Source organism: Streptomyces cupreus (genome assembly GCF_014257025.1).
GTDB lineage: Bacteria > Actinomycetota > Actinomycetes > Streptomycetales > Streptomycetaceae > Streptomyces > Streptomyces cupreus.
Map to the genome: position 1 here is coordinate 32,380 of NZ_JACMSF010000052.1, position 21,899 is coordinate 54,278.

Sequence of the window (21,899 nt, forward strand, 5' to 3'; positions counted from 1 at the left end):
CCGAGCCGCACGGCCGCCTTTTCGATCGACGGCCGAAATATCGAACAGATCGTCAAGCACATAGAGCAGGAGGTGGTGCGTCCATGCGCCCACATGCCGGGGCCCCGCTGAGCCGCCGCCGATTCCTCAGCCTCTCCGCGGGCGGCGCCGCGGCCGGTGCGGCGGCGCTGAGCGGTTGCGCGCTGCAAGTGGCCGGCGCTGCGAGCGGCGGAGGCGGCGAGAGCATCACGGTGATGGCCGAACTCAACGACCTCGGCCCGGAACTGATCCAGCAGGCCCAGAAGGAGCTCGGTATCCGGATCACCGTGGTGAAGAACGACATCACCCGGCTGATCGCGATGATCACCAGCGGCAACCCTCCGGACCTGGTGCGCGGCCTCGGTGCCCTGGACGCGCCGTACTTCGCCGCCCGGGGCGTGGCCGAGAACCTCGACCCCTACTTCGCGAAGTCCTCCATCCTCAAGGTCGACGACCTGGACCCGGCCAACGACCTGTGGCGCTACGACGGGAAGACCCAGGGCAACGGCCCCCGTTACGGCATGGCGAAGGACTTCTCCCAGGACGCGATGTTCTGGTACAACACCTCCCACTTCGACAAGGCGGGCCTCGCTTACCCTTCCGAGACCGAGCCGATCACCTACGAGGAGTGGCTGGACAACGCCAAGCAGCTGGTCCGACGCAAGAACGGCCAGACCACTGTCTACGGCGGCAGCTACAACGGCCTCGGTCTCGGCATCCTTTTCACCAACCTGACGGCCGCCGCCGGAGGCAGCCTCTTCTCCGCCGACTTCAGCCGCGTCGACTTCACCACGCCCGAGGCCCGCAGGGCCCTGGCCTGGTACGTCGACTACGCCAAGACCAGGGTCGGGCCGAGCCTCATCCAGCCCAACCCCGACGCCTGGGACGGGCCCACCTACGTCGCGAACCGCATGGCCATGTCGGGCAACGGCTACTGGCTCGGCGGCATGATCTACCCCGAACCCAAGGTGGCGCCCGTGTCCCGGCTCGCCCCCGCCCCCGTCTTCGAAGGCGGCCCACGGCTCAGCTCCTGCCAGAGCGCCACCGGCCTGTGGATGCCGAAGAAGGCGCGCAACAAGGACGCCGCCTGGCGGGTCTTCGAGTGGTTCTTCGGCGAGGCACCGGCCAAAGCGCGCGCGGAGGGCGGCTGGGGGATCCCGACCCTGAAATCGCTTCGCCCGCTGATGCCGGACAAGGAGGCCTACCAGCAGCGGGTCCTGAAGACGCAGCAGGCCGAGCTGGAGCACTTCTCGGTGACACCGTTCACCCCCTACATCAAGTGGGACGCCCTCGAAGCCCTCATCAACCAGGTCATCCCGGCCGCGATGAGGGGCGAGATCTCCGTCGACATCCTCGCGGGACGCCTCAACTCGACCGTCAACGAGCAGATGAAGCGCGGTAAGGAGCAGGTGGGATGACAGTCGGCCAGATCCCCGAAGCCGCGACAAGGCCCCGGGCCTCCGCGCGCTCCGGCTCCGCGCCCTCCGCGGACCTGCCCCGGACCTCCATGACAGCCCGCCGGCAGCGGGCGTTCTACATGTTCACCTCGCCCTGGGTCATCGGGTTCCTGCTGCTGACCGTCGGCCCCATGGCGTATGCGCTGTGGCTGAGCTTCACCACCTTCGACGGCATCTCGCCCAACTGGCGCTACGTCGGCCTCGACAACTACCGCGAGCTGCTGTCCGACCCGGTGACGTGGGACTCCCTGAGCCGCGCGGGCGTGTTCGCCATCACCTCCGTACCACTGTCGATCGTCGCGGGGCTCGCCCTCGCGGTCCTGGTCAACCGGCCCCTGAAGGCGCGCGGTCTGTTCCGCACGCTGCTCTATCTGCCCGCAGTGGTGCCGCCGGTGGGCGCGGGTCTCATCTTCAAGCAGCTGTTCAACCGGGACTCGGGTGCCGCCAACGGCGTCCTGGACATCTTCGGCATCGACGCGATCGCCTGGCTCGACGACCCGTACGCCCGCTACGTGATCCTGATGGCGGTGCTGTGGGCCGCCGGCAACGTCATGATCATCTCGCTCGCGGGGCTCCAGGACGTGCCCCGTGAACTCCACGAGGCGGCCCGGATCGACGGTGCGAGCGCCTGGCGGACCTTCCGCAGCATCACCGTGCCGCTGCTTTCGCCGGTGCTGCTCTTCCAGGCCGTCACCGGGATGATCGCCTCGGTGCAGACGATCATGCCGCTCCTGATCGCCGCCGAACCCACCCCCAAGGGTGTCACCGCGATCCCGCAGACCAACTACATGTACATGATGCACGTGTTCGCGGAGTACTTCGCGCTCGGCCGCTACGGCTACGCCTCCGCGCTTTTGTGGGTGCTCTTCGTCCTGATCCTCATCGTGACCGGACTCATCTTCAAGTTCACGTCCGGTGTCGTGTTCTACAACGTCGACCCGGAGGCGAAGAAGTGACCGCCACCACCGTGACCCCCAAGACCCCTGCTTCCGGGGCACGTGTGCGGGTACGCGCGTCCCGCCTCGTCCTTTACACCGTCCTGGTCGTCATCACCGGGCTGATGCTCGGCCCCTTCGGCTGGCTGGTCATCACCGGTCTGAAGACCACCCCCGAGCTCGCGGCCTCCCCGGTGCACTGGCTGCCCGACAAGATCCAGTGGCACAACTTCGCCGACGCCTTCACCCAGATCGACTTCCTCGGCTACGCCCGCAACTCCCTCATCATCTCCCTGATCTACGCCACCTTGGTCACCCTGAGCTCCGCCTGGGTCGGCTTCGGCTTCGCCCGGCTGAGCGCCCCCGGCAAAAAGGTTCTGTTCGGGGTGCTGATCGGCTCGATGATGCTGCCGCAGATGATCACGCTCTTCCCGACGTACCTCATCTTCGCGAAGCTCGGCATGGTCGACACCTACTGGCCATGGGTGCTCTGGGGGCTGTCGGCCGCGCCGTATCTGGTCTTCCTGTTCCGGCAGTTCTTCGCCGGGATGCCGCGCGAGCTGGAGGAGGCCGCGATCGTCGACGGCTGCGGCTACACCGGGATCTTCTGGCGGATCTTCCTGCCGCAGTCCTGGCCGGTCCTGACCGCGAGCTTCGTCATCGCCTTCACCTGGAGCTGGGGCGACTTCATCGCCCCGATGCTGCTGCTGTCCAGCGATCGCACCACTCTCTCCGTCGCCCTCATGACCTCCTACGTCACGCCGAGCGGACTGCCCGTGAACAACCTCCTGGCCGCCGGATCCGTGATGTACGTCGTCCCCATCCTGCTGATCTTCCTCGTCGCCCAGCGCGGCTTCGTCGCCGGGATGTCCACATCCGGCCTGAAGTGATCACCCGTTAACTCCCCTTTCTTCTTAAGGAACTTCCCCATGAACGACACCCAGGGCTCCGGCCTGTCCCGGCGCACCGTCATCCAGGCCGCGGGGGCCGCCGCTGCCGCCTACTCCCTGATCGGCACGACGGCCGGCACCGCCAGAGCCGACGACAGGCCGGAGGCCGCCGACCGGCTGGTGGTCCACTCCGTGCCGGGCGCCCTGCCGATCAACACCAGCTATGTCGTCAAGGCCCGCACCCCCGGCGGCCAGTGGAAGCCGGTGCCGGTCCTGCGCGCCACCACCAAGACCATCAACGAGAAGACCGGCGGCGGCATCGTCCGCCCCACTTCGGTCGCCAATGTCGACTTCACCGGCACCGTCGAGATCGAGGTCAAGTCCGCCAAGGGCGCCATCGGCAGCGCCCGGATCCGCCCGCTGTCGTACGACATCCCGCACGAGGTCAGCGGCGACACCATCACCTTCAGCCTCTCCGAGCCGCGCAACCTCTCCATCGAGATCGACGGCGACATCTACGGCAACCTCCAACTGCACGCCAACCCCATCGAGAAGACCCGGCCCGAGGCGGACGACCCCGACGTCCTCTACTACGGCCCCGGCCTCCACACCCCCACGGGCGGTGTGGTGAAGGTGCCCAGCGGCAAGACGGTCTATCTGGCCGGCGGCGCGGTCCTCAAGGCGCGCGTGGAGTTCGTCAAGGTGGAGAACGCCCGCCTGCTCGGCCGGGGCATCATCTGGGACTCCGACGCCGCCACGCTGGTGCAGTACTCCAAGAACATCGAGATCGACGGCATCCTCGTCCTCAACCCGAAGTCCGGTTACTCCTGCACCATCGGCCAGTCGAAGCAGGTCACCGTCCGTAACCTGCACTCCTACAGCTCCGGCCAGTGGGGCGACGGAATCGACGTGTTCAGCAGCGAGGACGTCCTCATCGAGGGCGTGTGGATGCGCAACAGCGACGACTGCATCGCCATCTACGCCCACCGCTGGGACTACTACGGCGACTGCCGCAACGTCACCGTCCGCGACTCCACCCTCTGGGCCGACATCGCCCACCCCGTGAACATGGGCACCCACGGCAACCCCGAGAAGCCCGAGACGATCGAGAACATCGTCTTCAGCAACATCGACATCCTTCAGCACCGCGAACCGCAGGTCCTCTACCAGGGCTGCTTCGCGCTCAACCCCGGCGACAGCAACCTCATCCGGGGCGTCCGCATCCAGGACGTCCGGGTGGAGGACTTCACCTGGGGCCAGCTGTTCAACATGCGCGTCATGGCCAACCGCTACAACGCCTCGCCCGGACGCGGCATCCACGACGTGTACGTCCGCGACCTCACCTACAACGGCAAGAACGAGCACATGCCGATCATGGTCGGCTACGACGCGGACCGCGCCGTCAAGAACGTCACCTTCCAGAACCTCGCGATCAACGGCACCGTCATCCACCAGAAGATGCGCAAGCCGGGCTGGTACCTGATGACCGACATGGTGCCGATGTTCGCCAACGAGCATGTGAAGGACCTCCGCTTCCTGGACGCCGCCACCGAGGCCGGCACCGCGACCCCGGAGATCACCAGCGCCACTGCGGCCACCGCCACCGCACGGCAGGTCTTCAACCACCTCGTCACGGCCACCCAGCTGCCCCGGTCGTACGACGCCGAAGGCCTGCCCCCCGGCCTGACGGTCGACAAGGCCACGGGCCTGATCTCCGGCACCCCGCAGGTGCCCGGCAGCTACGAGGTCACCGTCTCGGCCACCAACGGCCTGGGCACCGCGACCAAGTCCCTCACGCTCACCGTGCAGCACCCGTAAGCCAGGAGTCACCTCTCGTGCATGCCCTCAGCCGACGGACGTTCCTCGGCGCGGCGGGACTCGCGGGCGTGGCCGGGAGCGGACTGCTGTCCGCCCTCGCCGCCACGCCCGCGTGGGCCCAGGCCGCCGACGCGGCGTTCGCCTTCGCCCACCCCGGCCTCCTCCACTCCCGCGCCGACCTGGCCCGAATGAAGTCCGCGGTCGCGGCCGGCCGCGCCCCCATCGCCTCCGGCTTCGCCGCGCTGGCCGCCGACTCCCGCTCCCAGCACACCTACGCCATCCGCAACACCGGACAGATCACCACCTGGGGCCGAGGCCCCACCAACTGGACCAGCCAGGCCGCCACCGACGCGGCAGCCGCCTACCAGAACGCCCTCATGTGGGCCGTCACCGGCGACATACGCCACGCCGACAAGGCCCGCGACATCCTCGACGTCTGGGCCGTCTCCCTCACCGGCATCACCGGCGCCGACGGCCAACTCGGCGCCGGAATCCAGGGGTTCAAGCTCGTCAACGCCGCCGAGATCCTCCGGCACACCGGCTACGACGGCTGGCCCGAGGAGTCGGTCCGCCGCTGCGAACGCTCCCTCACCGACGTCTGGTACCCGGCGCTGTCCGGCTACTGCCTCTACGCCAACGGCAACTGGGACCTCGCGGCCCTGCGCACCATCCTCGCCATCGCCGTCTTCACCGACAACCGGGTGATGTTCGAGGACGCGCTGCGCTTCGCGGCCGCCGGCGCCGGCAACGGCTCGGTGCTGCACCGCATCGTCACCGCCGCAGGCCAGGGCCAGGAGTCCGGCCGCGACCAGGCCCACGAGCAACTCGCCCTCGGCCTCCTCGGGGACGCAGCCGAGGTCGCCTGGCAGCAGGGCGTGGACCTGTACGGCTTCGCCGACGACCGTATCCTCGCCAACTTCGAGTACTTCGCCCGCTACAACCTCGGCGACAACTCGGTACCGTTCACCCCCGACCTCGACCGCACCGGCAAGTACATCAAGTCGGCGGTGTCCGACCGACAGCGCGGTGTGTACCGCCCGCTGTGGGAGATGGCGTACGCCCACTACGCGGGCCGCCTCGGCAAGCCCGCCCCCCACACGGAGAAGACCGTCTTCCGGGGCACGGACGGAGCACGCGTCGTGGAGGGCTACCAGGAGGACCACCCCGGCTACGGCACCCTGACCTACGCCGGTACGGCAACGGCCGCGCCCACCGCGCCGACCGCCCCGGCCGGAATCACCTCGGCAGGCGACGAACGGGCCGTCACCGTGTCCTGGCTGCCGTCCGCCTGGGCGACCGGCTACACGGTCCACCGGTCCACAAGACCCGACGGCGACTACGAGCGGATCGCGACCGGCGTCGAGGCGCCGAGGTTCACCGACCAAGACGTCCGCCCCGGCCGCACCTACTACTACACGGCCACCGCCACCAACTCCCTCGGCACCAGCGCGAGTTCCGCCTGGACCGCGGCCACCGCCGGCCTGCCCGAACCCTGGTCGGCCCAGGACCTCGGAGAGGTGAAACACCCCGGCTCCGCCGCCTTCGACGGCGAACGCTTCCTGCTGGAGGCGAGCGGCACCGCGCACACCTACCGGCTGGCGCACCTGCCCCTGTACGGCGACGGCGCCGTCACCGCGCGCGTCGTGTGGCCGCTCAGCTCCCAGTACTCCAAGATCGGCGTCACCGTCCGCGACTCCCTCGACCCGGCCGCCCCGCACGCCGCCATGCTCATCCAGGGACTGCCGCTGCACACCTGGAGCGGTGTGTGGAGCGTCCGCCCCTCGGCCGGGGCCGCCGTCTCCGGCACCGGCAGCACCCCCGTGCCGCCCGCCCAGCAGCAGGCGATCACCGGCAACGCCTCGTTCCCGATCTCCGACCTCGGCGAACTGCCCGAGTCGGCGACCCCGCTCGAAGCGCCGTATGTCGAGGGCGCGGGCGACGGCTACCGGCTGCGTGCCCCGTACTGGGTACGTGTGGAACGCAAGGGCCGACGCTGCACCGGGTCCATCTCCCCGGACGGCATCCACTGGACCGAAGTCGGCTCCACCGAGGTCGAGTTGGGCAGGACGACGCACGCGGGCCTGGTCCTCACCTCCTGTCTCGGCGTCGACGAGGAGTACGCCGAGACCGGCACCGGCGCCTTCGACAACGTCAGCGTGCGTTCGTCCACCGGCGAGGTCTGGCGCACCCCGCGCCCCGCGCGCACCGCCACCGGCCTGCGGGCCGTCACCGGCGCCGACGCCGTCGAGCTGAGCTGGGCCGACCCCGACCTCTCGGCCATGTACACCGTGCTGCGGGCCACGGACCCGGCAGGACCGTACGTCACGCTCGCGGGAGGCATCGCCCCGGTCGGTTTCGGCACCCGCCTCCGGTACGCGGACGCCACCGGCACGCCCGGCGCGACGTACCACTACAGCGTCGTCAAGACCAACACCGATGGGCGCGGCCCGCGTTCGGAACCCGTCCACGCCACGATGCCCACGCCGGCCAAGCCGGAGTTCCGCTCCCGGGACACCGCGTTCGCGAACCGTGGCGTCGAGTTCGGCCATCTCCTCACGGCCACCCACCACCCCACCCGCTTCACCACCCGAGGCCTGCCCGACGGCCTGAGCCTCGACCCGCGCACCGGCCTGATCTCCGGAACACCCACCGAGACGGGGGAGTTCACCGTCACCTGCACCGCCGCCAACGCTGCGGGCACGGCAACCGCCACCCTCACCCTCACCGTCGGCACCCCGCCCCCCACCCCCTGGTCGTACGGCGATCTCGGCGACGTGGTGCTCGACGAACGCGCCCTCGGCGCCTACGGCGTCGCGTATGTCGCCACCCCCGGCAGCACCGCCTACGAGGACGGGACCTTCGTGGTGCGCGGCGCCGGCACGGACCTGAGCGTCAACAACCAAGGGATGACCGGCCAGTTCGTACGACGGCCGGTGACCGGCGACTGCGAGGTCACCGCCCGGCTGGTCTCCCGTACCGGGGCCACGACCGACCGGGTGGGCCTGCTGATGGCGAAGTCACTGTCGCCCTTCGACCAGGCCGCCGGAACGATCGTCAGCGGCGGCACCACCGCCCAGCTGATGCTCCGTACGAAGGTCGCGGGACGATCGACCTTCACCGGCAACGGCGCCACCCGACTCCCCTGCCTGCTGCGGCTGAAGCGCAGCGGGACCGCCTTCACCGCCTCCGTCTCCACCGATGACGGCGCCACCTGGACCGCCCTCGCCTCCGGCGAGATCCCGGACTTCGGCGACGCCCCCTACTACGTGGGCCTCGTGGTCTGCTCGCGCAACCCCCTGGCCCGCTGCACCACCGAGTTCAACGAGGTGAGCATCATTTCCCACTAGATCCCCACAGGGATTGGAGATGCACCAGCCATGAGCCGCACATCCCCCCACCAGCACCTCCAACACACCGAGGTGAGCCGCCGCGGTCTGCTCAAGACCGCAGGCGGACTCACCGCCGCACTCGCCCTCGGGGCGACCGCCACGGCCGCCGACGCGGCGCCCGCGACCTTCACCCACCCCGGCATGCTGCACAACTGGGGTGACATCAACCGCGCCCGGGTCCGGGTGGCCGCGGGCAACGACCCCTGGCTGTCCGGCTGGAACCGGCTGACCGCCAACGCCCACTCCCAGTCCACCTGGACACCCCGCGCCACGGCCACGATCATCCGCGGCGGCGACGGCCAGAACTACCCCCAGCTCTACAACGACATCGCCGCCGCCTACCAGAACGCCCTGCGCTGGCACATCGGCGGCACCGAGGCCAACGCCGCCTGCGCGGCGAGGATCCTCAACGCCTGGTCGGCCACGCTGACCTCGGTCACCGGCAACGCCGACCGGTTCCTCGCGGCCGGTATCTACGGCTGGGAGTTCGCGAACGCCGCCGAACTCATGCGGGACTACAGCGGGTTCGACCTGGCCCGCTTCCAGGACATGATGGTCCGGGTCTTCTACCCGCTCAACAACCAGTTCCTCACCGGCCACAACGACGCCTGCATCACCAACTACTGGGCCAACTGGGACCTGTGCAACATGGCCTCGATCATGGCCATCGGGATCCTCAACAACGACGCCGCAAAGTACGACCAGGCCGTCAACTACTTCAAGTCGGGCGCGGGCAACGGCTCCATCCAGCACGCGGTGCCGTTCCTCCACACGGACGCGGACGGCTACGCCCTCGGACAGTGGCAGGAGTCCGGCCGCGACCAGGGCCACACCGTCATGGGCATGGGCCAGATGGGCGCCCTGTGCGAGATGGCCTGGAACCAGGGCGACGACCTGTACTCCTACGACGGCCGCCGCTTCATGAAGGCCGCCCAGTACGTGGCCAAGTACAACCTCGGCAAGAGCGTGCCCTTCACCACCTACACCTGGGGCACCGGACAGAACTGCGCCCAGCAGTCCCACACCGCGATCTCCTCCGCGAGCCGGGGCCAGGTCCGGCCGGTCTGGGCGATGCTCCACTACCACTACAACCGGCGCCTGTATCTGGACGACAAGTACATCGCCCAGATGTGCTTCTCCGTCGCCCCCGAGGGCGGCGGCGGAGACTACGGCTCCACCAGCGGCGGCTACGACCAGCTGGGCTTCGGCACCCTGATGTACGCCAAGTAGCCGAACGTTCACGCCCTGCACCGGAATACATCCGCGCGATGTGGTGCTCTGATGTGAACGGTGCAGGAGCGTGGCGAAGGGCTGGTGGGCGCATGCCGGCGGACTCGACGAACCCCGTGGTCAGCACCCCTTACGGGGCTGTACGTGGCAGGTACGAGCAGGGAGTCGCGGTGTTCCGCGGCATTCCGTACGCGGCGCCCCCCTTCGGGCCCCGCCGGTTCCGGCCACCGCTGCCGCCGGAACCCTGGGACGGTGTGCGGGACGCCGGGGCCTTCGGGCCGACGGCGCCGAAACCGCCGTACTCCGAGGCCTTCGCCCAGTATCTGTCCGACCCGGTGGTGGCCGGGGACGACTGTCTCAACCTCAATGTGTGGACGCCCGAGCCCGACCCCGGCGCCCGGCTGCCGGTCATGGTGTGGCTGCACGGGGGTGCGCTGACCCGTGGGTCCTCCGGTGTGCCCGTCTACGACGGGCGGCACTTCGCCCGCGACGGGGTCGTGCTCGTGTCGGTCAACTACCGGCTGGGGGTCGAGGGGTACGGGCTGTTCCCGGACGCCCCCGCCAACCCCGGGCTGCGCGACCAGCTCGCCGCCCTGGAGTGGGTGCACGCCTCGATCGGGGCGTTCGGCGGCGACCCCGACCGGATCACCCTGTCCGGGCAGTCCGCCGGAGCCATCAGTGCCGGGGCCCTGCTGGCCGCTCCGCAGGCCCAGGGTCTGGTGCGACGGGCGATCCTGCAGAGCGGGGCGCCCGAGGCGTCCGAGCGGGACAAGGTGCGCAAGATGGTGCGCCGTATGGCCACTCGGCTGAAGATCGCCGCCACCGCCGCCGCCTTCGCCGAGGTCGACCGGGAGCTGCTGCTGCGCACCCAGGCCGAGGTCGGCAGGCTCAGCAGCCCGGTGCTCGGCGGGCCCGCCTTCGGGATCGTGGTCGACGGCGATCTCGTGCCGTGCGACCCCCTGGAGGCCCTGGTCGAGGGCGGGGCGGCGCGGGGCGTCGAGCTGATGACGGGCTGGACCAGTGACGAGTACCGGCTGTGGCTGGTGCCCGGAGGCCTCGTGGAGCGCGTCGACCGGCTCGGCCCGGTGGCGCTGGCCGGAGCCATGGCCCGCTGCCGCTGCGGTCACGAGGTGCCCCGCGGCTATCGCACCCTGCACCCCGAGGCCGGCACCGCCGAGATCGTCGGCCAGATGGTCACGGACCACCTGCTGCGCATCCCCCTGCACTGTCTGGCCGACGCCCGCCCGGACACCTCGTACGTGTACGAGTTCGCCTGGCCGTCCAACCGGCCAGGGCTCGGCGCCTGCCACGCCCTGGAACTCGGATTCGTGTTCGACACCGGTGACGCCCCCGAATCCGCGAAACTCGCGGGTGAGGGCGCCCCGCCCGAGTTCTCCGAGGTCATGCACCGCGCCTGGGTGCGGTTCGCCGAGGACGGCGACCCCGGCTGGCAGCACTGGGACGACACGCACCCGGTGCGGATCTTCGGCGACGGCGAGCCGTACACCACGTGCGGCCCCCACGACCGCGAGCTGGCCCTGTGGACCGCCGATGTCACTCCCGAGGAACCCACACCCGCATCGGCCCCTGCCGACGGTTCGCCCATGCGTGGTACGGAACTGCGGTCAGTCGTACGACGCCTTCGGCTCCCCGGCGCCGACCGGCGGCACTGACCACGTCCGAGCCCGGGACAGGATCCCGTCAGGACACCGGCCCCACCGAGTCCCGTACCACCACATGCGTGCCCAGCAGCAGATGCTCGTCCGGGGTCTCCGGGGTCCGGCCGAGTGCGGTGCGCACGGCGAGGCGGCCCAGCTCCTCGTAGGGGACGTGGACCGTGGTGAGCGCCGGGTGCAGATCTCGGGCGAAGGGGATGTCGTCGTAGCCGGCCAGCGAGATGTCGCCGGGCACGTCGAGGCCCGCCTCGTGCAGCGCGGTGAGCGCGCCCGCGGCGACCATGTCGGTGGCGGCGACCACGGCCGTGAACTCCAGCCCCGCCTCGATGGCCCGGCGCATCAGCCGGTGCCCCGAGTCCCGGGTGAAGTCGCCGTGCAGCAGCAGCGCCGGGTCGGGCTCGATGCCGCGGGCGCGGTGGGCGGCGAGATAGCCTCGCTCGCGGTCCTGTGCCGTGGTGTGGTCCGGTTTGCCGCCGAGGAACAGCACCCGGCGGTGGCCCTGGGTGAGGACATGGGCGACCAGGGCGTAGGCGCCGCCCTCGTTGTCGTACTCGATGACCGTCACGGGGGCGCCCGGGCCGAGCGGCGGGCGGCCGCACAGCACCAGCCGGGAGCCCACCGAGGCCAGCGAGTCGGCCATACGGCGGGTGCGGTCGCGGTACTCGGGGGTGTCCGCCGTACCGCCGACCAGGATCACGGCGGCGGCCCGCTGGGCGCGCATCATCTCGACGAACTCCAGCTCGTGCCGAGCGTCGCCCTCGGTGCTGCACACCAGGCACAGATGCCCGAGCCGGGTCGCCTCCCGCTCCACGCCGTGCGCCATGTGCGCGAACGACGGTCCGGTGATGTCCTCCAGCACGAACGCCAGTGTGGGCGTGCCCACCCCGGCGATCGCCTTGGCCCGCGCGTCGGCGACGTAGTCCAGCTCGCGCACCGCCCGCATCACGCGGGTACGGGTCGCCGAACTCACCGGGTACGCGCCGCCGAGCACCCGGGACACCGTCGACGCGGACACCCCCGCGCGGGTGGCCACGTCCCGGATCGTGCTGCGGCCCGCGTCCTCGCTCTTCCTCGTCATCCCTGCCCTCTCTCACCCCACGGGAACTGCGGCAACACCGGTGGCAACCGGTTCCCGGTGTGCGGAGGCTAGCAGTGTGACTCGGCTCTCGGTCACAGGAACCCGGCAGGCGGGAATGTGACGACAGGGCCTTAGCCCCGCAAGGCCTCCGAGATCCCGGAAATGGCCCCCGGCCCCACCCGGCAGCACCCGCCGATCAGCCGTGCCCCGGCATCCCGCCAGGTCCGCACCCGGTCCGGCGCGAAGCTGGACCGCCCGTGCCAGGAACGCGACTCGGCGTCCCAGGACTCCCCGCTGTTCGGATACACCACCACCGGCTTGCCGGTGACCCGCGCCGCCGTCTCGATCGCCGCGTCCACGTCCTCGGGCGCACAGCAGTTCACGCCGACCGCGATCACCTCGTCCGCGTCGGCGGCGAGCGCGAAGGCCTCCTCCAGCGGCTGGCCTGCGCGGGTGCGGTCGCCGGCCACGGAATAGGACAGCCAGGCCGGGACGCCGAGTCCGCGCACCGCCCGCAGCAGCGCCCGCGCCTCGTCGGCGTCCGGAACGGTCTCCAGGGCCAGCACGTCGGGCCCGGCGGAGGCCAGCACCTCCAGGCGGGGACGGTGGAAGCGTTCGAGTTCGTCGACGCTTCGGCCGTAGCGGCCCCGGTACTCGGAGCCGTCGGCGAGCATCGCGCCGTACGGGCCGACGGAGGCCGCCACCCACAGCGGCCGCTCCGCCTTCGCCCGGCGGGCCGCCTCGCGCGCCAGTTCCACGCTCAGCGCGAGCAGTTCGGCCGCCCGCTCCCGCCCGATCCCGCGCCCCGCGAACCCCTCGAAGGTGGCCTGGTAGCTGGAGGTGATCGCCACATCGGCGCCGGCCTCGAAGTAGGCGAGGTGCGCCTCGGTGATCGCCTCGGGCCGCTCGGCGAGCAGTCGCGCCGACCACAGCTCGTCGCTCAGGTCGTTCCCGGCGGACTCCAGTTGGTTGGACATCCCGCCGTCCAGGACGACGGGACCTGCGGCGAGGGCCTGGGTGAGGGTGGTGTCGCTGGTCATGTCATGACGTTAGTCGAACAGCGAGCGTGCGACCGCCTGCGTCCAGAACGTGGGCAGGCCGCCCACGATGTGGGATCACTTCCCGGTGATCGCCGTCAGGGCCTCGCTCAGGACGGAGTCGCCGGGCGGGCCGTCCTGCCAGCGGGCGGCGACATGGCCGTCGGGGCGGACCAGCACCGCTCCGAGCGGACCGAGGCCGCCCAGTTCCGCGGGGAGGGATTCGACGCGCAGCGGCCAGGGTGGGGTGACCTGCCCTTCCCAGGCGGCGGGGTCGGGGGTGAGCAGGGTGAACCACTCTCCGAAGGTGTCGAGCGTGGAGCGGTCCGGTGCCAGCCAGAAGTGCGGCATGCGGTGGCCGGGGTGTGTGCTGGGGACGTAGTCCGCGTCCTCGTCGGCCGGATCGGGCGGGGCGCTGCCGTCCGCCAGCACCGCGTCCGAGTCGTAGGCGACCCCGAGCACAAGCCCGAGTTGCGCGAAGTACCGCTCCGACCACGGCAGTTCGATCTCCTCGGAGGCCGCCGCACCGCTCTCCAGATGCTCCCGGCGCCGGGCCTGCACCTGGAACAGCAGCTCGGCGTTGGCCACCGCCTGGCGGAGCGTCCGGTGGGCGACGGGGTGCCGTTCCTGCTCGTAGCTGTCGAGCAGGGTCGGCGCGGCCCACCCCTGGAGCACCCCTGCCAGCTTCCAGCAGAGGTTGTGCACATCGGCGATCCCGGCGTTCATGCCCAGTCCGCCGGTGACGGGGATGGCGTGTGCCGCGTCGCCGGTCAGCAGGATCCGGCCGTGGCCGAAGCGTTCGGCGACGTACGCCTTCATCTCCCAATGCTGCACCCGCAGCACATGTATCGGTTCCTCGGAGTCGATGCCGAGGACGCGCGAGAGGAAGCCGGGCCAGTCGGCGCGGTCGGCCTCCCCGGGGGTTTGGCCGAGCCATGCCCAGCCCCCCTCGGGGTAGATCCGGATGAAGGATCCGTGCGCGAGGAAGAGGACCCCGCTGGGCTGCCGCTCGTACAAACGGTCGAGGTCGGCGTCGAACACCACGGTGCTTATGTCGGCGATCACCCCGGGGCCGGCGGTGCCGATCCCCAGCAACTGCCGGACGGTGGAGTTCGCGCCGTCGGCGGCGAGCAGATAGCGGGCGCGGACGCGGGTCCGCGCCCCGCGCCCGTGGTCGAGGAGCAGGGCCACGACGCCGTCCGCCTCTTCGGTGAGGTCGATGAGCTCGACCCCGAACCGCACCGGTGCGGCCGCCCCGGCCAGCAGATGGGGTTCGAGCCGGTCCTGGGAGGTGATCACGCCGAGCGCCGGGCTCTCGGGTATCGGTGCGTGGACCCCGACCCAGTTCGCCATGGTGTAGTCGGGGCCGGTCAGGGTGTCCCGGAAGCGGATGTTGCCGAACTCAGGGGCGAAAGCGTTGCCCGTGATCCTCTCGTCGAGCGCGAGCTGACGAAAGATCTCCATCGACCGCACATTGATCAGCCGCGACCGGGGAAAGGGGGACAGCTCGGAATGCCTCTCGACCATCAGGACGCGTACACCCCAGCGTTCGAGTAACGCACGGGCGGTGAGCCCCACGGGCCCACCGCCGACGATCAACACCTCGACCTCGTCGTCCACGACGACGTTCTGATCCGTCATGAGATCAATCTTCCACAGCCGGGGGGTTCGGCCGCAATGGTCCGTGCGCTGTTCCGTAAGGGCCCGTGCGCTACCGCGCAAGAGCCGTGCGGCGCTACGCCGCGTGCCGGCCACCCCGGCGCCGTCCCCTTCCACCCCGCACCCGTCGCGTCGCCGGCACCATCAGCCCGCCCAGCATCCCGAGCCCCAGCGCGTACGGCCACCATCCGAAGGCCTCGCTCTCGGCGCTCGCGGTGCGCGGGTCGGCGGGAGCGGCACCGGCCGCCTGACGCGTGGAGGCGCTCGGGGAGGGGCTTTTGGCGGTGGCCGTGGTCAGGGTGACGTCGTTGCCGTCGCCGCCGCGATAGCTGATCCGGTACGTGGTGTCGGCGAGCTTCACCCGTGCGCCCTCCTTGAGGCCCTTGAAGGCGCCCGTCGTCCGGGCCCGGCCCGTGTGCTCCAGTACGGTGATCTCGCGCGCGGCCGGCCCGGTCGCGGCGGACGCGAGGTCGAGGTCACCGGCCAGGCGGACCGCGCCGGTCACCTTCAACGGACTCTTTCCGAGCACCAGTTGGCCCTCGGCGCGCTGCGTGTAGTGACCGGCGACCGTCAAACCCCCTGCGACCACACCGTCGTTGGTCACAGCCCCCTTCACCGTGCCCTTTCCGGTCAGCGTCTTCGTCACCCGCAGCCCGGCAGTCCCCACGTCCAGCCGTGCCGTCGCCGAGGTGAGCCGGACGGCCCTGCTGCCGTCGAGCGTCGCCCCCGACCGCAGCGCGAGGGTGCCCCTGCGTACCGTCGTGGTGCCCGTGTACGTCACCGCGGTGCCGGTCAGTGTCGTGGTCGCCCTACCGGACTGGACGAGGGATCCCGTGCCGCTGATCCGGGACAGGGTGAGGGCGCGGGCGGTGTTGCGCAGCACCAGCGAGCCGTTGTTGACGACCCGGTAATCGGCACCCCGGGTGTAGAGCCCGCCATCCCCGCCTGACTTGCCGCTGCCGAGCCGCAGTACGGCGCCCTTCTCGACGGTCGTGGAGCCGTCGTAGTACTGCACGGCCGCGAAGGTGACGTCGTTGCCCTTGGTCCCCTTGATGACGATGTCCCCGGCGCCGGGTGCGGACAGGGTGTCGTGGAAGCGGCCGCCGCCGATGGGGGCGCCAAGGGTGACCGGGCCGTTGTAGTCGAAGGTGAGCAGCGAGCGGGACCGTGCCGCCAGCAGGTTGATGTAGACGGTCTCCGCGGTGCCCGGCATGAAGATCTTGTTCGTCGTCCCGTCGCCCCACTGCACGTTGGCGCCCTTGATGTTGGTACCGCGCTTGTTGACGTTCTTGCGCGCGGGAGTCCAGTTCAGGGCCGGGTCGCTGAGCGAGGGGCTGGTGTCGCCGCCCTGGTCCGACCAGCTGTAGTGGCCGGTGAGAACGACCTTGCTGCCCGGCCGGGACTGGACGTTGATGTCGCTGCCGTACTCGCGCTGGTAGAAGTCCATGCCCATGGTGACGGTCTGGCCCAGCGGGGTGTCCACGGTGTAGGTGCCCTGGTTGAGGATCTTGCGCACGTTCGGCAGCGACGTCGCGAACTCCGGCCGTCCGGCGTTGACCTGCGTGCCGTTGTCGATGACCCCGGAGAAGGTGTGGGTCCCCGAGAGGTCCCAGGTGCCCCAGAGGAATCGTGGCTGGGTGATCAGGCCGGATCCGCTGATCGTGCCGAGGTTGTAGGCGCTCTTCAGCGACAGGCGCAGGGTGCCGTCGACCCGGATGTTGTCCTGGTTGAGCCGGAACGCCGGAGTGTTGTACGGGAAGTGCCCGATCAGTCCGCTCGTGCCGCCGTTGCCGTACTGCAGGGTCGCGCCGCGGGCGACCGTGATCGCGGGAGGATCGGCGTTGGTCGTGGTGACGTACGGGTGGTTGCCGCCGAGGATGCTCACCTTCTGCCGCTGCCGGGACTTGGGCAGCGTGAAGTCGCTGTCCTTGGTGAGGATCAGCGTCCCCGTGCCGCGCACGGTGAGCGTGCCCTCGCCGCGGAGGACGCCGTCGTACGTCGTCGTCCCCTGCGGCACGGTGACGACCGTGTCCCCGGTGAGGGTCACGTCGCGGTCGGCGAGCACGTCGGCGGTGATGTCGCGGGGGCCGTCCGCGGCGGACGACTGGGGAGCGGCGACGAGGAGGGCGGCGAGGGCTCCTACGGCCGCGGCTGTCTTGTGGGTATGGCTGCGCACACCCCTGGAGACGGAAGGGGCGGCGGCCGATAACAGAAATTCGGCGCGGCGGCTCTCAGGCGCCGCGGTTCATATGGCCGTTCGAGTGAGCGGTACGGCAGACGGCCGCGATTGTCCCGTCCGACCCGTTGACCTCCTCAGGACGCGCCTTTACCTTTCAGCCGTTCGTAATCACAGATGACGTTCTCCATTTCGAACAATCCCCCTTCTGAGAGGCATGCCGCATGAGCCGCGATCACGATCTGCCCCAAGTCCCCAGCCGCAGACTGCTGCTGAAGGGCGCCGCAGCCGCCGGCGCCCTCGCCGCCGTCCCCGCCGTCGCCCACGCCGCACCCCCGAAAGCCGCCCCGTACGTGAACCCGCTCGTCCCCAACCGCGCCGACCCGCACATCCACCGCCACTCCGACGGCTACTACTACTTCACCGCCACCGCGCCCGAGTACGACCGCATCATCCTGCGCCGCTCACGAACCCTGGGCGGTCTGACCACCGCCGCCGAGTCGGTCATCTGGCGCAAGCACGCCACCGGGAACATGGGCGCCCACATCTGGGCGCCGGAGATCCACCGCATCGGCGGCAAGTGGTACATCTACTTCGCCTCGGCGCCCGCAGAGGACGTGTGGGCCATCCGGATCTGGGTGCTGGAGAACGCGAACGCCGACCCGTTCAAGGGGACTTGGGTGGAGCGCGGCCAGTTGAAGACACAGTGGGAGACCTTCTCCCTGGACGCGACCACCTTCACCCACCGCGGCAGCCGCTATCTCGCCTGGGCCCAGCACGAGCCCGGCATGGCCAACAACACCGCCCTGTGGCTGTCGAGGATGGCCAACCCCTGGACCCTGACGGGTCCTCAAGTCAGGCTCTCCACACCCGAGTACGACTGGGAGTGCATCGGCTACAAGGTCAACGAGGGCCCCTCGGTCATCGCCCGCAACGGCCGGCTGTTCATGTCGTACTCGGCCAGCGCCACCGACTTCAACTACTGCATGGGCCTGCTCACCGTCGACGCGGACGCCGATCTGATGAACCCCGCGAACTGGGCCAAGTCCCCGACCCCGGTCTTCACCAGCAACGACACCACCCGCCAGTACGGCCCCGGCCACAACAGCTTCACCGTCGCCGAGGACGGCCGTACCGATGTCCTCGTCTACCACGCCCGCCAGTACAAGGAGATCGTCGGCGACCCGCTCAACGACCCCAACCGGCACACCCGGATCCAGACCCTCGGCTGGAACTCCGACGGCACCCCGGACTTCGGCATTCCCGTGGCGGACACGACTGAGGAGAGTGCGTAGATGAGACGCGCGTACGCGGTCCTGCTCGCCCTCTGTCTGGCCCTCGCCGGCGCCCTGGCCACCGCCGGCCCCGCCCAGGCGGCACCCCAGACCATCACCAACGGCACGCAGTTCACCGACACTTCGGGGAACCCGGTGCACGCCCACGGCGGCGGAGTCATCAAGGTCGGCGCGTACTACTACTGGTTCGGCGAGAACCGCAACGCCGACAACACCTTCCGGTACGTCTCCGCCTACCGCTCCACGGACCTGAAGAACTGGGAGTTCCGCAACCACGTCCTGACCGAGGCCACCGACCCCGAGCTGGCCACCGCCAACATCGAGCGGCCCAAGGTCATGTACAACGCGGCCACCGGCAAGTTCGTGATGTGGATGCACAAGGAGAACGGCGTCGACTACAGCGAGGCCCGCGCCGCCGTCGCCGTCTCCGACACCGTGGACGGCGACTACACCTGGCAGGGCAGCTTCCGCCCGCTGGGTCAGCACATGTCCCGGGACATCACGGTCTTCGTCGACACCGACGGCACCGGCTACATGGTCTCGGCGGCCCGCGAGAACTACGACCTGCACATCTACCGCCTGACCAGCGACTACACGGGCATCGCCGCACTGGTCGCCGACCCCTGGCACGGCGGTCACCGCGAGGCGCCCGCGCTGTTCAAGCGCAACGGCGTCTACTTCATGCTCACTTCGGGTGCCACCGGCTGGAGCCCGAACCAGCAGCAGTATGCGACCGCGACCTCCCTCTCCGGCCCCTGGACCGCCATGGCGAACGTCGGCGACTCCACGGCCTACGGCTCGCAGACCGCGTACGTCCTTCCCGTGCAGGGGACGTCGACCACCTCCTACCTGTACATGGGCGACCGCTGGGGCAACGCCTTCGGCGGTACCGTCAACGACTCCCGGTATGTGTGGCTGCCGCTGACCTTCCCGACCTCGACCACGATGTCGATGTCCTGGTCGCCGGAGGTCACCGTCGACACGGCCACCGGGACGATCAGCGGCACGAGCGCCACGTACAACACGCTGATCGCCCGGCACTCGGGCCGGTGCGCGGACGTGATCAGCCAGTCGCAGTGGCCGGGCGGCCAGATCAAGCAGTACGACTGCAACGGCGGCACCAACCAGAAGTTCTGGTTCAAGTCCGTCGGCGGCGGCTACTACCGGCTGATGGCCCGGCACAGCTCCCTGTGCGTGCAGGAGAACGCGAGCACGGTGACCCAGGAGAACTGCAATGCCTCGGCGACGAGCCAGCAGTGGTCGGTGACCACCACCGGCTCGTACGTCAACGTCGTCTCCCGGGCCACCGGTGAGTGCCTGGACGTGAACGGCGGGTCCACCGCCAACTCCGCCGCGATCATCACGTACACCTGCAACGGAGGAACGAACCAGCAGTGGACGCGTGGGAGTTGACGTACCTCAGGCGAGCAGGTCGATCGCGTCGATCGATGTGCCGGCGCTGAGATAGGACGTCGTCCCCGAACCGCTCACCACATGGAGCCTCAGCGTGTTGTAGGCGCTGGTGTCCGTCAGCCAGGCGGAGGCCGGGACGCTGTAGGTGAAGGTGTGGTTGTTGCCCCGGTACGAGCCGTTGGTCAGCGACCGCGTGTTCGGCTGGGTGGGCGGGGAGGGGATGGCGGACGTCCAGGTGTCGTTCACGACGACCTGCGGGCGGCCGTTGGCATAGGCCGTCGTCACGCCGATGCGCAGGGTGTGCGCGGCGGCGGCCTGTGCGGCGGTGAGTCTGAAGTACACGACGATCCCGCTGTTGACGTCCTTCCAGAGGTAGCAGGGGAAGGCGGAGGTCTCGGTCCCGCTGCCGATCACCACGTTCCCGGTCCAGGCGGCGGCGCGGACGTCCGACGGATGCGCGTACGTCATCAGGTCGGCGTTCTTGAAACCCCTGGGCGTGCCGTTCCAGTCCCCGATCCGCCAGATCGCGGAGGCGTTGCTCGGATCGTTGGAGGAGGGGATCGCGATCGTGTTGAGGGTGGTCGTCGCGCCCGCGGTGACCGTCACCGAGCCGGTGTGCACGGCGAGTTCGTCCTTGAAGACGGTGAGCGTGTACGTCCCCGGCAGCACACCCGAGATGGAGAACCAGCCGTCCGAGGCGCGCGCCGAACCCCAGTACTGCGCCGCCGAGTTGGCGAGGCCCACGGTGTAGGTGTACGCCGTGTTCCGCCCGGTGATGCCGACTCCGGCCACCCGGCCCCGGCCGCTCGCGCCGACGTAGCCGGACATGCCGAGCGAGTCCGCCCAGGAGGTGGTGAGGGTCCCCGGGAAGAGCGAGGAGGAGGGCGCGCCGCCGTCGGTGAGGGCGATGACGTACGGGCCCTGGAGGCCGAAGCGCTGGGCCTCGGTCTGGTTCTGGCCGTAGTAGAGGATCTCGTACAGGCCGCCGCCGTCCGCGCTCTGGTGGCGCAGGAGCGAGCGGTAGAAGGGGCCGCCGGAGGCCTTCTCGTGGTTGCTGCGCACGATCCACAGGCCGACGCCGCCGGCCGACCAGCCGACGTAGTTGTAGTCCATCACCCGCAGCTTGGAGTAGTGCTTGGAGCGGGTCTGGCCGTCGGACTTGGCGAAGACGTCGGAGGCCTCGATGGTGGTGGGGGCGTAGGTGTAGGAGTCGGGCTCGTCGTTGAGGAAGAGCCCGGCCTTCACACGCAGGATGAAGCGGGTCGCGGAGACGGACGTGTCGGCCTTGTTGGTCCACACGTAGATGTTGTTCTCGCCGCTGCGGGCCGCGTAGTAGTGCCGAAGCGTGCCGTACGTGACCGACACGAGGATCGTCGAGCCGGACTGGAGAATCGTCACGGTGGAGGAGCCGAGGCCGGACTCGATGTGCGAGTTCTTGCCGTCGTAGCCCTGGTACTCCACGCCCCGGTAGACCAGCGAGGACAGATCGCCGTTGGACTTGCTGACCTTGAAGACCAGGTTGGCGCCGGTGTCGATGACGTAGTTCGAGCCGTCGTCGCTCCAGCCGAAGGCGGCGGCGGAGGCGGTGCCGGTGAGGGCCGCGGTGCCTACGGCGGCGGCGGTGCCGAGGACGAAGGTGCGGCGGCCGACCGATCCGGATGCGGACATGGGAGGACCTCCTTCGGGAGGTGTGGGGGTTGCGGGTGTGACCGAGGTTGACAGTTGAATCGTTTTCGCGAAAGGGCTTTCGCAGGCTGGGTGTTGGGAATCATGTGAATTCGAGCCAAGGTCTGGAAAGCGCTTGCCGCAAGCGGGTACGGTCCAGCGC

The 21,899-nt window shown here is 69.9% G+C and carries 14 protein-coding genes and 1 pseudogene; 9 read left to right on the forward strand and 6 right to left on the reverse strand.

Annotated features, from left to right (window positions below):
- Positions 1–83 precede the first annotated feature (83 nt).
- The 7 genes and pseudogenes from H4N64_RS34195 to H4N64_RS34225 all read left to right on the forward strand — a co-directional run.
- Entirely contained in the window at positions 84–1,436 is a 1,353-nt protein-coding gene (locus H4N64_RS34195; RefSeq protein ID WP_186286421.1) for an extracellular solute-binding protein, read from the forward strand.
- A complete protein-coding gene (locus H4N64_RS34200) occupies positions 1,433–2,431 on the forward strand; it encodes a carbohydrate ABC transporter permease (RefSeq protein WP_186286422.1) in 999 nt (332 codons plus the stop codon). Before H4N64_RS34195 ends, H4N64_RS34200 begins: the two co-directional genes overlap by 4 nt.
- On the forward strand, positions 2,428–3,300 hold the full coding sequence (locus H4N64_RS34205; protein ID WP_186286423.1) for an ABC transporter permease subunit: 873 nt from the start codon (positions 2,428–2,430) through the stop codon (positions 3,298–3,300). The genes H4N64_RS34200 and H4N64_RS34205 overlap by 4 nt, the downstream gene beginning before the upstream one ends.
- A 39-nt stretch (positions 3,301–3,339) precedes the next feature.
- The gene (locus tag H4N64_RS34210; protein WP_186286424.1) at positions 3,340–5,118 is read left to right on the forward strand and encodes an Ig domain-containing protein; all 1,779 of its coding nucleotides are present in this window, start codon (positions 3,340–3,342) and stop codon (positions 5,116–5,118) included.
- A 17-nt stretch (positions 5,119–5,135) separates the two neighbouring features.
- Complete coding sequence (locus tag H4N64_RS34215; RefSeq protein ID WP_336246877.1) at positions 5,136–8,465, forward strand: putative Ig domain-containing protein; 3,330 nt, start codon at positions 5,136–5,138, stop codon at positions 8,463–8,465.
- 30 nt (positions 8,466–8,495) lie between these two features.
- A complete protein-coding gene (locus tag H4N64_RS34220) occupies positions 8,496–9,737 on the forward strand; it encodes an alginate lyase family protein (RefSeq protein WP_186286425.1) in 1,242 nt (413 codons plus the stop codon).
- A gap of 92 nt (positions 9,738–9,829) precedes the next feature.
- Positions 9,830–11,140 (forward strand): annotated as a pseudogene (locus H4N64_RS34225) (carboxylesterase/lipase family protein); the annotation flags it as partial.
- Positions 11,141–11,291: 151 nt separating this feature from the next.
- On the opposite strand, the gene H4N64_RS46960 reads toward H4N64_RS34225, so the two are convergent.
- The 5 genes from H4N64_RS46960 to H4N64_RS34245 all read right to left on the reverse strand — a co-directional run bounded on the left by H4N64_RS46960 (position 11,292) and on the right by H4N64_RS34245 (position 17,363).
- Positions 11,292–11,414 (reverse strand): hypothetical protein, encoded by a 123-nt coding sequence (locus H4N64_RS46960; RefSeq protein ID WP_418896317.1) that lies wholly within the window; start codon positions 11,412–11,414, stop codon positions 11,292–11,294.
- A 24-nt stretch (positions 11,415–11,438) separates the two neighbouring features.
- Positions 11,439–12,491: a LacI family DNA-binding transcriptional regulator gene (locus H4N64_RS34230; RefSeq protein WP_186286427.1), complete on the reverse strand. Its 1,053-nt coding sequence runs from the start codon at positions 12,489–12,491 to the stop codon at positions 11,439–11,441.
- Positions 12,492–12,622: 131 nt separating this feature from the next.
- Complete coding sequence (mmuM, locus tag H4N64_RS34235; RefSeq protein ID WP_186286428.1) at positions 12,623–13,531, reverse strand: homocysteine S-methyltransferase; 909 nt, start codon at positions 13,529–13,531, stop codon at positions 12,623–12,625.
- 75 nt (positions 13,532–13,606) lie between these two features.
- The gene (locus H4N64_RS34240; protein WP_186286429.1) at positions 13,607–15,169 is read right to left on the reverse strand and encodes an FAD-dependent monooxygenase; all 1,563 of its coding nucleotides are present in this window, start codon (positions 15,167–15,169) and stop codon (positions 13,607–13,609) included.
- Between the two features lie 94 nt (positions 15,170–15,263).
- Entirely contained in the window at positions 15,264–17,363 is a 2,100-nt protein-coding gene (locus H4N64_RS34245) for an autotransporter-associated beta strand repeat-containing protein (RefSeq protein ID WP_186286430.1), read from the reverse strand.
- A gap of 224 nt (positions 17,364–17,587) precedes the next feature.
- Here H4N64_RS34245 and H4N64_RS34250 point away from each other — a divergent pair, with 224 nt between their 5' ends.
- Both H4N64_RS34250 and H4N64_RS34255 read left to right on the forward strand, forming a co-directional pair.
- On the forward strand, positions 17,588–18,658 hold the full coding sequence (locus tag H4N64_RS34250) for a glycoside hydrolase family 43 protein (protein WP_186286431.1): 1,071 nt from the start codon (positions 17,588–17,590) through the stop codon (positions 18,656–18,658).
- Entirely contained in the window at positions 18,659–20,071 is a 1,413-nt protein-coding gene (locus H4N64_RS34255; RefSeq protein ID WP_186286432.1) for an RICIN domain-containing protein, read from the forward strand.
- 6 nt (positions 20,072–20,077) lie between these two features.
- On the opposite strand, the gene H4N64_RS34260 is transcribed toward H4N64_RS34255, so the two are convergent.
- Positions 20,078–21,739: a rhamnogalacturonan lyase B N-terminal domain-containing protein gene (locus H4N64_RS34260; RefSeq protein WP_186286433.1), complete on the reverse strand. Its 1,662-nt coding sequence runs from the start codon at positions 21,737–21,739 to the stop codon at positions 20,078–20,080.
- Positions 21,740–21,899 lie beyond the last annotated feature (160 nt).